A 13,340-nucleotide genomic window follows, 5' to 3' on the forward strand; every position below is an offset into this window, starting at 1 on the left:
ACGCTGTTGAGTTCTCAAGGAACGGACGCTTCCTTTGGATCGCCTTCCGGCTTTCCTCCGGGCTTCCCTTCGGTGTTCACCACCGTATCAGAGGTAATTCCCTTGCCGTGACCGGCTGTTGGAGCTTCCTGCTGATGCGTCAGGGGCCAGATCCAGCGGACTGTTTCCGGTTCCCCTTGCGGCGATGACGTAAACGTACTGGAGCAGGGCGCCCAGATGCAAATCCGGGCGCCCCGCGGGGTGATGGGCTCAGACGTCCACGACGACCGGCATGATCATCGGGCGCCGGCGGTAGGTGTCGGAGACCCACTTGCCGACGGCCCGGCGCACCAACTGCTGGAGCTGGTGCGCCTCGACGACCCCGTCCTGGGCCGAACGCGCCAGGATCTCCTCGATCTTGGGCACCACGGCGGCGAAGTCGTTCTCGTCGATGCCCGATCCACGGCTGTGCACGGTGGGACCGTTGACGATCTTGCCCGTGCTGGAGTCCACCACCACGAAGATCGAGATGATGCCCTCGTCCCCGAGGATGCGACGGTCCTTGAGGTTGGCCTCGGTGATGTCGCCGACGGAGAGCCCGTCGACGTACACGTAACCAGCCCTGACCTTCCCGGAGATGCGCGCCCGGCCGTCGACGAGGTCGACGGCGATGCCGTCCTCGGCGATCACGATGTTCTCCGGCGGCACCCCGGTCTTCGCCGCCAGTTCGGCGTTGGCCCGCAGGTGGCGCCACTCACCGTGGACCGGCATGAGGTTCTTCGGCTTGCAGATGTTGTAGAAGTACAGCAGCTCGCCGGCGGAGGCGTGCCCGGACACGTGGACCTTGGCGTTGCCCTTGTGCACGACGTTGGCGCCCCACCGCGTCAGTCCGTTGATGACGCGGTAGACGGCGTTCTCGTTGCCGGGGATCAGCGACGACGCGAGGATCACCGTGTCGCCCGGGGTGATCCGGATCTGGTGGTCCCGGTTGGCCATCCGGGACAGCGCCGCCATCGGCTCGCCCTGGGAGCCGGTGCAGACCAGCACGATCTGCTCTTCGGGCAGGTCGGCGAGCGCCTTCACGTCGACGACCAGCCCCGGTGGCACCTTCAGGTAGCCGAGATCACGGGCGATGCCCATGTTCCGCACCATCGACCGCCCGACGAACGCGATACGGCGGCCGTTCTCGTACGCCGCGTCGACGATCTGCTGGATGCGGTGCACGTGGCTGGCGAAGCTCGCCACGATGATGCGCTTGTCCGCCGCGGCGAAGACCTGGCGCAGCACGCCGGAGATCTCCCGCTCAGGCGCCACGAAACCGGGCACCTCGGCGTTGGTGGAGTCCGAGAGCAGCAGATCGATGCCCTCCTCGCCGAGCCGCGCGAAGGTGCGCAGGTCGGTGAGGCGGCCGTCGAGCGGCAGCTGGTCCATCTTGAAGTCGCCGGTGTGCACGGCCATGCCGGCGTCGGTGCGGATCGCCACGGCGAGCGCGTCCGGGATCGAGTGGTTGACCGAGACGAACTCGCAGTCGAACGGGCCGAACCGCTCCCGCTGCCCCTCACGCACCTCAAGGGTGTAGGGACGGATGCGGTGCTCCTGCAGCTTCGCCTCGATGAGCGCGAGCGTCAGCTTGGAACCGACGAGCGGGATGTCCTTCTTCTCCCGCAGCAGGAAGGGCACACCGCCGATGTGGTCCTCGTGCCCGTGCGTCAGGACGATCGCGTCGATGTCGTCGAGCCGGTCCCGGATGGAACTGAAGTCGGGCAGGATCAGGTCGATCCCGGGCTGCTCCTCCTCGGGGAAGAGGACGCCGCAGTCGACGATCAGCAGCCGTCCACCGTACTCGAAGACGGTCATGTTGCGGCCGATCTCGCCCAGGCCGCCGAGAGGGGTGACCCGCAGGCCGCCTTCGGGCAGGCTCGGCGGGCGGCCGAGCTCGGGGTGTGGGTGACTCAAAAGAACGCTCCTCACGACCCGCGCCACCTGCCTGGCGTCAGGCACGTGGCGCGGGTGACTGGTATCGGCGAGAGATGTCTCGCGCTGGCTGGGCTCTCTTCAGTTGTGAAGTCTGTGGCCGGGCCGGTGGCCCGGCCCGGGGCGGGCGCGAGCGTCCCCGGGCACTCCGTGGTCCGGGTGCCGTCAGGGACGGGCGCGCCGCGCGTGCCGCGGGGTCAGAGCTGCACTCCGCCGGCGACGAGGTCGCGCTTGAGCTGCTCGGTCTCGTCCTCGGTGAGCCCGACCAGCGGCAGCCGTACCGGACCGCCGGGCATGCCCTGGGCCGCCATGGCGGCCTTGACGGTCATGACTCCCTGGGTACGGAACATGCCGGTGAAGACCGGCAGCAGCTTCTGATGGATCTCCGACGCCTTGGTGACGTCGCCACTGGTGAACGCGTCGACGAGGCTACGCAGCTCCGGGGAGACGACATGGCCGACGACGGAGACGAAGCCGACGGCGCCGACGGACAGCAGCGGGAGGTTGAGCATGTCGTCGCCGCTGTACCAGGCGAGTCCGGTGGTGGCGATGGCCCAGCTGGCGCGGCCGAGGTCGCCCTTGGCGTCCTTGTTGGCGACGATCCGCGGGTGCTCCGCCAGCCTGATCATCGTCTCGGTGTTGATCGGCACACCGCTGCGGCCCGGGATGTCGTAGATCATCACCGGGAGGTCGCCGGCGTCCGCGATGGTGGTGAAGTGCTGGTAGAGCCCCTCCTGCGGGGGCTTGCTGTAGTACGGCGTCACGACCAGCAGGCCGCTCGCGCCCGCCTTCTCCGCCTCACGGGCGAGGTGCACGCTGTGCCGCGTGTCGTTGGTACCCGCTCCCGCGACCACGTGCGCCCGGTCACCGACGGCCTCGACGACGGCCCGGACCAGGTCGGCTTTCTCGGAGTCGGTGGTGGTGGGGGATTCACCGGTGGTGCCATTGACGACCAGGCCGTCGTTGCCGGCGTCCACGAGGTGAGCGGCGAGCCGCTGGGCGGCGTCGAGGTCCAGGGAGCCGTCCGCGGTGAACGGCGTGACCATGGCGGTCAGCACCCGCCCGAAGGGGGTTCGCGGTGTGGAGGTCGGAGCCATATGTCCCACGCTACTCGCAGCTCAGTGGAGTGTGCCGCATCGGGGCACGGAAGACACGGAGCCCGGCACTGCCTGCTCGGGGGTTCAGGCAGTACCGGGTCCGTTCATTCAGCGTAGACGAACTTCCCAAAGCACCGCAATACGGACACCATCGCTCAGGTATTCGTTCCGGGCGGATGACCGCCGGGGCGACCCTGGCCGGAGCCGACCGGTCATTGGTCGGACCGGTCGCCCGGGGGCGGCGCGGAGCCGGCCAGGCCCCACGTGGGGCCTGGCCTCAGGGGGCCACCCGGCCGTTGGCGTTGTACGCCGCGTGGGTCAGCGGCATCAGCTCGGCCCACCTGGCCTCCATCAGCTCACCCACCATCTCGATCTCCCGCTGCGGGAACGAGGGCACCTTGGCCTGTTCGTGCTGCGTGCGCAGCCCGAGGAAGTGCATCAGCGACCGCGCGTTGCACGTGGCGTACATCGAGGAGTACAGGCCGACCGGAAGCGTCGCGCGCGCCACCTCCCTGGCCACCCCGGCGTCCAGCATCTCCTGGTAGGCCCGGTACGACTGCCGGTAGGACTCCTCCATCGCCTCGGTGACGACCTTGTGCTGCTCGGGCGACCCGGCCACGAACTCGTACTTGCCGGGCCGGCCCTGCTGGACCAGCTTGCGCTCCTCCGACGGAACGTAGAAGACCGGCTCCAGCTGACGGTAGCGCCCGCTCTCCTCGTTGTAGCTCCAGCCGACCCGGTGCCGGTGGAACTCGCGGAAGACGAAGAGCGGAGCGCTCACGAAGAAGGTCATCGAGTTGTGCTCGAACGGGCTGCCGTGACGGTCCCGCATCAGGTAGTTGATCAGGCCCTTGGAACGCTCCGGGTCCTTGGTGACCTCGGCCAGCGACTGCTCCCCCGCCGTCGAGACCCGGGCCGCCCACAGCACGTCCGAGTCGGACGCGCTGTGTTTTACCAGTTCGACGGACATGTCGCTGCGGAAGCGAGGTGAATCGGTCAACGGAGGATCCTCCCGGGCATCACGTGTGGGGTGGCTCCGCACAGCCTATGAGGGCCGGGGCGAGCCCCCGCAGGCCGGGGGCCGCGGCGTCCTCCTGAGCACAGGTGTCGCATTCTTCCGGCCGATCGGCCCCTCTCGGCGCGGCCCGCCTCCGTCCGGCGCGGTAATCTCACCGGGCATCGGGTCCGCCACCGGACCAGCACCGTGCCCGCCCACGCGACCGCGACGCACCGCGCCCGCGCGTCATCGGAAACGAACGAGGACCAGCCGTGCCACTGCCCTTCCTGACGGCCGACCGCGCACCCGACGCACCGCGGGGTGAGGCACTCCCCCACGCGGCGCAGGACCACTGGCGCCGCCCCTACCGTCCCGGCTCCATGCGGGTCGGGATCGCGGCTGTCCTGCTTCTCCTCGCGAGCTACATCCTGTTCTCCGCGCTGATCATCGCGCTCGCCGGCACGCCGGCCGGTGCCTCGGCCACCGTGGGGCTGGCGGCCCTCACCATCGTCTTCGCGCTGCGGCTGCTGCGGATCGGGGTCTGGGTCAGCCCCCGCGGACTCCGGCAGGTCAGCCTGCTGACGACGCGCACGGTGCGCTGGCGGGACGTCGGCCGCGTCAGCACGGTGCAGCAGCCGGTGAGGTGGGTGGGCCTGCCGCGCACCGTGCAGGGGCAGGCGCTGCTGATCGAGCGGCGGCGGGGAGAGCCGCTGCGGACATTGCTGACCGACCACAATTCGGACTTCCTCCGGCGGCCGGACGCGTTCGAGCGCGCCGCCGACCTGATCGAGGCATGGGCCGCCGAGCACCGCTGACCGGCCGCCCGTGCGCCGGCCCCGTGGCAGACACTCCGCCCGGGGCCACTCCGCCGCCCGGCCGCCTGCGGGCGGTTGCCGAGCGCGGTCATGACGGCGCCCCGCGCCACGCCCCACGGAGGGCGTGGCGCGGGGCGCCGTCATGACGTGAGTACCCGCCGCTGGGGGCGTGGGCGCGGCGAAGCGGTCAGTTCCGGCCAGGCGCGGCCGGAGCGCGGCCTGCGTGCAGATCGATGGCGTGCCGCATGGCGCGGCGGCCCCGTGCCGTGTCACGTGCGTCGTGGTAGGCCACGGCGAGCCGGAACCAGCACCGCCAGTCCTCCGGGGACGCCTCCGTCTCGGCCTGGCGCCGGGCGAACGCCGCGTCCGCGGCGTCCCGGTCGATCCGGCCGCTCGGCGCACGCGGCAGGTCGTCGACCAGCAGACCACCCTCGGCCTCCAGCTCACGGGTGAGGCGCCCGGCCTGCTGCGCGAACCGCGTGCTGTGCCAGAGGAACCACGCCCCGATGAGCGGGAGCACCAGCGCCGCCAGGCCCAGGGCCACCGACACCCACGTGCCGTGCAGGATGAGCACCACACCCCGGTGGCCGACGAACACGAAGTAGACGACCAGGACGGCGGAGACCACCGCGTACCCGATGCGAGCGCCCATGTCAGCCGTCCAGATCCAGGAAGTGCTCCAGGCCGAAGGTCAGACCGGGCGTCTCGACGACGCGGCGGATTCCCAGCAGGACCCCCGGCATGAACGAGGAGCGGTTCATCGAGTCGTGTCGGATGGTGAAGATCTCGCCCTCGTCGCCGAACAGCACCTCCTGGTGCGCGACCAGCCCGCGCAGTCGCACCGCGTGGACCGGGACCCCGTCGACATCGGCGCCGCGGGCGCCCTCCAGCGCCGTCGTGGTGGCGTCCGGCTGGGGCGGCAGGCCGGCCGCGCGGCGCGCGTCGGCGATGACCTGCGCGGTGCGCACGGCGGTGCCGCTGGGGGCGTCGGCCTTCCCCGGGTGGTGCAGCTCGACCACCTCGGCGGACTCGAAGTAGCGGGCCGCCTGGCGGGCGAAGTGCATGGTCAGCACGGCACCGATACCGAAGTTGGGTGCGATCAGCACGCCGGTGGCGGGCGATGCCGCCAGCCCCGCCCGGAGGTCGGCCAGGCGGCCCTCGGTCCAGCCCGTGGTGCCGACCACCGCGTGCACACCGTTCCGGACGCAGAAGTCGACGTTGGCGACGACGGAGTCCGGGTGGGTCAGCTCCACGGCGACCTGGGCCCCGGCCTCCGTCACCTCCTCCAGCCGGTCACCGCGGCCGAGCGCGGCGACGAGTTCCAGGTCCTCGGCGGCCTCGACGGCGTTGACCGCCTCGGCGCCCATCCTGCCCCGGGCACCGATCACCGCGACGCGCAGCTTGCTCATGACACTTCCGTTTCTCGTCAGAGGTCGTGGACGGCGTGGTGCGTCCGGCGACACCGGCGGGCACCGCCGGGACGGCCGGAGGGCCGTCCCGGCAGCGGCCGCGCTCAGGCGACCGCCGACTCCAGGCGGTCGCTCTGCCGCTGGGTGAGCGGCCCGATCGCGGCGACGGACGGCCGCCGGCCCAGCACCTCGGCCGCGACCTGCCGGACGTCCTCCACCGTCACCGCCGTCATGCGGGACAGCATCTCATCCAGTGAAAGCTGGCTTCCCCAGCAGATCTCGCTCTTCCCGAGCCGGTGCATCAGCGCGCCCGGATCTTCGAGTCCGAGCATGGTGGACCCGGCCAGCTGCCCGGTGGCACGGCGCAGCTCCGCCTCGCTCAGCCCCTCCTCGGCGATCCTCGCGAGCTGTTCACGGCAGATCGCCAGCACGTCGGCCACCTGCGCGGGCCGGCAGCCGGCGTAGATCCCGAAGAGGCCGCAGTCCGCGTAGCCGGAGGTGTAGGAGTAGACGGAGTAGGCCAGCCCACGCTTCTCACGGATCTCCTGGAAGAGGCGGGAGCTCATCCCGCCGCCGAGTGCGGTGGAGAGCGCCCCCAGGGCCCAGCGTCGTTCGTCGCCCCGGGACACGCCCGGCAGGCCGAGGACGAGGTGCGCCTGCTCGGTCTTCCGGCCGAGCACACCGACCCGGCCGGCGGCGTTCAGCGGCCGGTCGCCGGTGCGGGGCGCGCACGGGACCGCGTCGGCGCGGCTGAGCGCGTCGGCCCGTTCGAAGGCGGCGCGCACCCGGCGCACCACCGTCGCGTGGTCGAGGTTGCCCGCGGCGGTCACGACCAGCCGGGTGGGGTCGTAGTGCTTGCGGTAGAAGCGCGCGATGCGGTCCCGGGTCAGTGCCTCGACGGTCTCGACCGTGCCGAGGACCGGGCGGCCGAGCGGGCTGTCCCCCAGCATGGTCTGGGCGAAGAGATCGTGGACGACGTCGCCGGGGTCGTCGTCCGTCATCGCGATCTCCTCGAGGATCACGCCCCGCTCGGCCTCCACCTCCTCGGGGAGCAGCAGCGGGTCGGTCAGCATGTCGCAGATGACGTCGATCGCCAGCGGCAGGTCGCTGTCCAGCACGCGGGCGTAGTAGCAGGTGAACTCCTTGGCGGTGAACGCGTTCAGTTCACCGCCGACCTCGTCGAGGGAGGCGGAGATGTCGAGCGCGCTCCGCCGGGAGGTGCCCTTGAAGAGCAGGTGTTCCAGGTAGTGGGTGGCGCCGTTCAGCGACGGGGTCTCGTCCCGGGACCCGACGTGCGCCCAGATACCGAAACTGACCGAGCGGACCGACGGCACGGTCTCGGTGACGACGCGCAGCCCGCCGGGCAGCACGGTCTTGCGGACGGTACCGGCACCGTTCTCGCCCCGGAGCAGGGTCCGGGTGAGGGCACGCGGACGGGCCGCGGCCCGCCCCTCCGTGTGGGAGGGGCGGGCCGTCGGGTGGGCGTTGCGCGTCACTTGTCGGCAGCGTCCTTCGCGTCGTCGTCGGCGGTCTCGCCGTCCTCGTCCTCCAGGACGGGGATCAGCGAGAGCTTGCCGCGCTGGTCGATCTCGGCGATCTCGACCTGGACCTTCTGGCCGACGCCGAGGACGTCCTCGACGTTCTCGACCCGCTTGCCGCCGGCGAGCTTGCGGATCTGCGAGATGTGCAGCAGACCGTCCTTGCCGGGGAGCAGCGAGACGAAGGCGCCGAACGTGGTGGTCTTCACCACGGTGCCCAGGTACCGCTCGCCGACCTCGGGCATCGTCGGGTTGGCGATGCCGTTGATCGTGGCGCGGGCGGCCTCGGCGGCCGGACCGTCGGCGGCACCGATGTAGATGGTGCCGTCGTCCTCGATCGTGATGTCGGCGCCGGTGTCCTCCTGGATCTGGTTGATCATCTTGCCCTTGGGGCCGATGACCTCACCGATCTTGTCCACCGGGATCTTGACGGTGATGATCCGCGGGGCGTGCGGGGACATCTCGTCGGGGGTGTCGATGGCCTCCATCATCACGTCGAGGATGTGGAGCCGGGCGTCGCGCGCCTGCTTGAGCGCGGCGGCCAGGACCGAGGCCGGGATGCCGTCGAGCTTGGTGTCCAGCTGCAGGGCGGTCACGAAGTCGCGGGTACCGGCGACCTTGAAGTCCATGTCGCCGAACGCGTCCTCGGCGCCGAGGATGTCGGTCAGCGTCACGTAGTGGGTCTTGCCCTCGATCTCCTGGGAGATGAGGCCCATGGCGATACCGGCGACGGGGGCCTTCAGGGGCACACCGGCGTTCAGCAGCGACATGGTCGAGGCGCAGACCGAGCCCATGGAGGTCGAGCCGTTGGAGCTCAGCGCCTCGGAGACCTGGCGGATCGCGTAGGGGAACTCCTCGCGGGTCGGCAGGACCGGCACGAGCGCCCGCTCGGCGAGCGCGCCGTGACCGATCTCGCGCCGCTTGGGCGAGCCGACCCGGCCGGTCTCACCGGTCGAGTAGGGCGGGAAGTTGTAGTTGTGCATGTACCGCTTGCGGGTCACCGGCGAGAGGGTGTCCAGCATCTGCTCCATGCGGAGCATGTTCAGCGTGGTGACGCCCAGGATCTGGGTCTCACCGCGCTCGAACAGGGCGGAACCGTGCACGCGCGGGATCGCCTCGACCTCGGCGGCGAGGGTACGGATGTCGGTCACACCTCGACCGTCGATCCGGACCTTGTCGGTGATGACGCGCTCGCGCACCAGTTGCTTGGTGAGGGAGCGGTAGGCGGCGGAGATCTCCTTCTCCCGGCCCTCGAACTGCGGCAGCAGCTTCTCAGCGGCCAGCGCCTTGACGCGGTCGAGCTCGCTCTCCCGCTCCTGCTTGCCGGCGATGGTCAGCGCCTGGGCCAGCTCCGAACGCACGGCGGCGGTCAGCGCCTCCAGCACGTCGTCCTGGTAGTCCAGGAAGACCGGGAACTCGCCGGTGGGCTTGGCGGCCTTGGCGGCGAGGTCCGACTGGGCCTTGCACAGCACCTTGATGAAGGGCTTCGCGGCGTCCAGACCGGCGGCGACGATCTCCTCGGTCGGGGCCTGGCCGCCGCCCTTGACGATCTCGACGGTCTTCTCGGTGGCCTCGGCCTCGACCATCATGATCGCGACGTCACCGTCGGGGAGCACACGGCCGGCGACGACCATGTCGAAGACGGCGTCCTCCAGCTCGGTGTGGGTCGGGAACGCGACCCACTGACCGTTGATGAGCGCCACCCGGGTGCCGCCGATGGGGCCGGAGAAGGGCAGGCCGGCCAGCTGCGTGGAGCAGGAGGCGGCGTTGATGGCGACCACGTCGTACAGGTGGTCGGGGTTGAGCGCCATGATCGTCTCGACGATCTGGATCTCGTTGCGCAGGCCCTTCTTGAAGGAGGGGCGCAGCGGCCGGTCGATCAGGCGGCAGGTGAGGATCGCGTCCTCGGAGGGCCGGCCCTCGCGACGGAAGAACGAACCGGGGATCTTCCCGGCGGAGTACATCCGCTCTTCGACGTCGACCGTCAGGGGGAAGAAGTCCAGCTGGTCCTTGGGGTTCTTCGAGGCGGTGGTCGCCGACAGCACCATGGTGTCGTCGTCCAGGTAGGCCACGGCCGAGCCGGCGGCCTGGCGGGCCAGGCGGCCCGTCTCGAAGCGGATGGTGCGGGTGCCGAAGGAACCGTTGTCGATCACGGCCTCGGCGTAGTGGGTCTCGTTCTCCACCTTGGTTTTTCTCCTCTGCTGTGTCCCCGCCCGTGTGGCGGGAACAGTGGCGGTGGAGCACCTCGTGTACGGGCCGGCCATCGATCGAAGCACCCGGGAGATTCCGCCCGGACGCCACTACCGAGGACCGGCGGCGGCAGGAGGCGCCCCGCCTCACTTGTGTCCTTGTGGGTCCAGCCTACAAAGGGCCGGGCCGCTTCCGCCCGTCATCACATGGGTGTGCCGGGCCGGGTACGGCGAAGGGAGCGGTCCCCCGGGTTTCCGGAGACCGCTCCCGATGCCGCTCGTTCAGCGCGCGCCGCCGGCCGCGCCACGGCGGATGCCGAGGCGCTCGACCAGCGCACGGAAGCGCGTGATGTCCTTGCGCGCCAGGTACTGGAGCAGGCGGCGGCGCTGGCCGACCAGCAGCAGCAGGCCCCGGCGGGAGTGGTGGTCGTGCTTGTGCATCTTGAGGTGCTCGGTCAGGTCGGTGATCCGACGGGAGAGCAGCGCCACCTGGACCTCGGGGGAACCGGTGTCACCTTCCTTGGTGGCGAACTCGGTGATGATCTTCTGCTTCGTGGCGGCATCGAGCGACGACACACGTACTCCTTGTGGTTTCGTGTCCCGGAGCGCCCCTGGTCTGCTTCACAGGGGTCGGAATGTTTCACTCCTGGAACCAGGCAACCTTAGCAGCCGCGCTCCCCCGTCCGGACCAGTGCGGCGGTCGGTGGCGGGAGCACCCGCCCGGCGTGGGTGCGCGGCGTGGGGCGGGGTGGGGCGCGGTCGTTCCGTGGCCTCGGCCGGCGCGGACCTCCCCGATCGGGTGAACGTCTATGCTGCTGGCGTGTTTACGACCGGAGAGAAGCTCACCCCCAAGCAGGCACGTCGACTGCGCATGGGGATCGCCGGTGCCGCGATGGCCGCGATGGCGGTGGTCCTGGTCGTCCGGCTGGGCGACGGTTCGTCGCTGCTTTCGGTGGGGTTGTACGGGGCCGCGTTCGCGCTCAGTGGCGCCGTCATCGAGATGAGCCGCCGCGGTCGCACCCGGCTGGGGATGGCCGTGCTGGTCAGCGGCTTCGTCCTGGTCCTCGCCGCCGACTGGTGGCTGCGCAGCCTCTGACGGGGCCGGGGTGGGCCGGGGTGCGGGTGACCGGCGTGGGCGACGGCCCTCGTTCCGGATGTCCCGCTCGGTTGCACGCCCCCTTCTCCTTCTGGCGGCGCCCGTGGGAGCTGGTCCCGTGCGTGAGGCCCTCCGCATGGGGCGAAAGAGGACCGCGGGGCGTTCTGTGGGGCGCGCGTGCAAGGAGTGCGCCGCTCCCTGAGCTACGGAGCGCACAGCCGGGCGCGCGACGACCGATGAACTCCCGGTTGGATCGGCCGGCCGACGGGGCCGGGGACCGGTGCATGGGGCGGCTCGCTGCGCCCCGTGCGACCGTCTCCGTCCGGCCGCCGTCGGCCGAGCGGCGCCGGCCCGTGCCGGTAACGAACCGCGGCTCACCGCCCCCTGACCGGCTGTGCGTTCTCCGTTACGATCCTGTGCGTGCCACGGGCGCCCCCGTGCGCACCGCCCGTACAGCAGCACGCAGGAACAGGGGACAGCACTGATGAGCGAGACTCAGGCGGAGACCGCCGCCCGCAAGGAGCGGGAGAAGAACGAGCTGTACGCCATGGACATCTCCGGCGCGCAGTGGCTCAGCGCCCCCGACGGCCCGCAGGACGAGAAGGTGGAGATCGCCTATCTCGACGGAGGCGCGGTGGCGATGCGCAACTCCGCGGACCCCGACACCGTGCTCCGTTTCACCGCGGCCGAGTGGGAGGCCTTCGTACTCGGGGCGCGGGACGGGGAGTTCGACATCACCTGATTCGGTTTGTCGCGACGCGACGCACGAGAACCGGATCGCACCAGACCTCACACGCCTCGTACGGCACGGCACCGCCGTGGCGTGACAACCGGACCGACGCCACCGGCGTCGGGGAGGGAAAGCCATGGCTTCGCAGGGTGTTCGTCGGATGGTGTTCGCACTGGTGGGCGGCGCGCTGCTGCTGACCGGCTGCGGCAGCGGCGCTGACGGAACGGAGACCGACGCCGAGCAGGGCGAGAACGACCCGCTCGCCGCCGGGCCGGAGAGCGGCACCGAGGAGGGGCCGGCCGCCGATCTGACGCGGGCCGTCAACGAGGCGATGTCGGGCACCACCTTCCGCGCCGAGGGGCCGTCGACCGCTTTCGAGGGCGGCGAACAGGAGATGTGGTCGGACCCCGAGGTCGGGGTGCGGATCCTGGTGAACGCCCCCGACATCACCGACGGAGAGGTCTTCTGCCAGGACGGCGTCGTCTACACCGGCGTGCCGCTGTTCGCCGCCCAGCTCAAGGCGAGCGGTGAAGAGTTCGACGTTCCCGGTGACACGCTCGACCGCTACATCAGCGTCCAGGCTGGAGGCGACTGCCGGAGCCTCTACGAGATCTACCCGGGCGCCGAACTCGACCCGGAGCGGGACACCACGGTGGACGGCACACCCGCCACCGCGCTGGTGGCCCGGTCCACCGCGGGCGAGGACGTGTACCTCGCCGCGTCCGAGGGCGAGCCCTACCTGTTGCGGATGGAGGCGGACTACGTGGACGGCGGCGGCACCACGGTGTACGACTCGTTCGGCGACACGGTGGACATCAACATGCCTCCCGAGGAATCGGTCATGTCGATGGAGGAGTTCCGCAACCTGATCCAGCCCGGCTGACGGCGCGGAAGTAGCGGAAGTACGTGCGGCGGCCGGCCCTTCCACTGGAGGGCCGGCCGCCGCGGGTTCGGCGACCGCCGCGCGTAAGGGGCGGGTGGGACACGATGCGGAGCGTGCGGCGGCCCGCCCGCCGTCGGTCGCGGTCGCGCCGGGGGCGTGCGCGGGTGGCCGGCCCGCTGCGGCGGGGCGGGGTCCGGCCGGCATCGCCCGTGCCCCGAATGCCCTTGGCCGGTGGAGGGTTGGGGACGGTTCGGCACCGGCGCCGGGCCGACGGCGCGGACCGGTTGCCGACTCCTTTAGTGTTGAGTGCAGGCGCGGTCGAGCGCGCCGTACGCAAGACCTGAGTCCACGTCGGCGGGAGAGCAGGGGAGCCGCCGCGTCGGTCCCAGCCACGGGGTGGGCGGACCAGGGTGCAGCATCAGCAGCGGGAGGCGTCGTGAGCAGCGATCGGGACGGTATGCGCACCGCGGAGGCGGTCGACGGGGAGGACCGCCCCGACGCCGAGCCGCAGGGTGACGAACCGGAGGAGACCGGTCAGTTCACCGTCGACTTCACACCCCCCTCCTGGTACGGCTCGGGCGGGGGCCCCGCCGCCACCGCCCCACGGGCGCCACGGGGCGGTGGGGCGTCCGA

The 13,340-nt window shown here is 71.0% G+C and carries 13 protein-coding genes; 5 read left to right on the forward strand and 8 right to left on the reverse strand.

The genetic code is table 11. The features are described from left to right. Positions 1 to 249 precede the first annotated feature (249 nt). The 3 genes from E0D90_RS16710 to thyX all read right to left on the reverse strand — a co-directional run bounded on the left by E0D90_RS16710 (position 250) and on the right by thyX (position 4,020). The gene (locus E0D90_RS16710) at positions 250 to 1,935 is read right to left on the reverse strand and encodes a ribonuclease J (protein WP_103502189.1); all 1,686 of its coding nucleotides are present in this window, start codon (positions 1,933 to 1,935) and stop codon (positions 250 to 252) included. A gap of 215 nt (positions 1,936 to 2,150) precedes the next feature. After that, the gene (dapA, locus tag E0D90_RS16715) at positions 2,151 to 3,050 is read right to left on the reverse strand and encodes a 4-hydroxy-tetrahydrodipicolinate synthase (protein WP_103502190.1); all 900 of its coding nucleotides are present in this window, start codon (positions 3,048 to 3,050) and stop codon (positions 2,151 to 2,153) included. A gap of 277 nt (positions 3,051 to 3,327) precedes the next feature. After that, entirely contained in the window at positions 3,328 to 4,020 is a 693-nt protein-coding gene (gene thyX, locus E0D90_RS16720) for an FAD-dependent thymidylate synthase (RefSeq protein ID WP_219806423.1), read from the reverse strand. A 299-nt stretch (positions 4,021 to 4,319) separates the two neighbouring features. Between thyX and E0D90_RS16725 the strand changes: the two genes are divergently transcribed. After that, complete coding sequence (locus E0D90_RS16725) at positions 4,320 to 4,862, forward strand: SCO5741 family PH domain-containing membrane protein (protein WP_103502191.1); 543 nt, start codon at positions 4,320 to 4,322, stop codon at positions 4,860 to 4,862. Positions 4,863 to 5,049: 187 nt separating this feature from the next. Here E0D90_RS16725 and E0D90_RS16730 read toward each other — a convergent pair whose 3' ends face one another. The 5 genes from E0D90_RS16730 to rpsO form a co-directional block, all read right to left on the reverse strand. Further along, the gene (locus E0D90_RS16730) at positions 5,050 to 5,514 is read right to left on the reverse strand and encodes a hypothetical protein (protein WP_130799079.1); all 465 of its coding nucleotides are present in this window, start codon (positions 5,512 to 5,514) and stop codon (positions 5,050 to 5,052) included. Position 5,515: 1 nt separating this feature from the next. After that, the gene (gene dapB / locus E0D90_RS16735) at positions 5,516 to 6,271 is read right to left on the reverse strand and encodes a 4-hydroxy-tetrahydrodipicolinate reductase (RefSeq protein WP_103502193.1); all 756 of its coding nucleotides are present in this window, start codon (positions 6,269 to 6,271) and stop codon (positions 5,516 to 5,518) included. Positions 6,272 to 6,375: 104 nt separating this feature from the next. Next, entirely contained in the window at positions 6,376 to 7,767 is a 1,392-nt protein-coding gene (locus tag E0D90_RS16740) for a M16 family metallopeptidase (RefSeq protein ID WP_130799080.1), read from the reverse strand. Beyond that, the gene (locus tag E0D90_RS16745; RefSeq protein WP_130799081.1) at positions 7,764 to 9,992 is read right to left on the reverse strand and encodes a polyribonucleotide nucleotidyltransferase; all 2,229 of its coding nucleotides are present in this window, start codon (positions 9,990 to 9,992) and stop codon (positions 7,764 to 7,766) included. The genes E0D90_RS16740 and E0D90_RS16745 overlap by 4 nt, the downstream gene beginning before the upstream one ends. 288 nt (positions 9,993 to 10,280) lie before the next feature. After that, positions 10,281 to 10,574, reverse strand: coding sequence for a 30S ribosomal protein S15 (gene rpsO / locus E0D90_RS16750; RefSeq protein ID WP_103502196.1), 294 nt, complete (start codon positions 10,572 to 10,574; stop codon positions 10,281 to 10,283). A 244-nt stretch (positions 10,575 to 10,818) separates the two neighbouring features. Between rpsO and E0D90_RS16755 the strand changes: the two genes are divergently transcribed. From E0D90_RS16755 to E0D90_RS16770, 4 genes are all read left to right on the forward strand, one after another. Further along, positions 10,819 to 11,094 carry a hypothetical protein gene (locus tag E0D90_RS16755; protein WP_227870268.1) on the forward strand — a complete coding sequence of 92 codons (276 nt, stop codon included), beginning with the start codon at positions 10,819 to 10,821 and terminating at the stop codon, positions 11,092 to 11,094. Positions 11,095 to 11,578: 484 nt separating this feature from the next. Then, positions 11,579 to 11,836: a DUF397 domain-containing protein gene (locus E0D90_RS16760; protein ID WP_103502197.1), complete on the forward strand. Its 258-nt coding sequence runs from the start codon at positions 11,579 to 11,581 to the stop codon at positions 11,834 to 11,836. Between the two features lie 148 nt (positions 11,837 to 11,984). Further along, positions 11,985 to 12,707, forward strand: a complete 723-nt coding sequence (locus tag E0D90_RS16765) for a hypothetical protein (RefSeq protein ID WP_130799082.1) — start codon at positions 11,985 to 11,987, stop codon at positions 12,705 to 12,707. Positions 12,708 to 13,143: 436 nt separating this feature from the next. After that, positions 13,144 to 13,340 (forward strand): SCO5717 family growth-regulating ATPase (locus E0D90_RS16770; protein WP_130799083.1); only part of this gene is annotated, 197 nt, incomplete at its 3' end.

The sequence above is a fragment of the Streptomyces otsuchiensis genome (assembly GCF_004305975.1).
In the GTDB taxonomy this organism is placed as follows: Bacteria; Actinomycetota; Actinomycetes; order Streptomycetales; family Streptomycetaceae; genus Streptomyces; species Streptomyces otsuchiensis.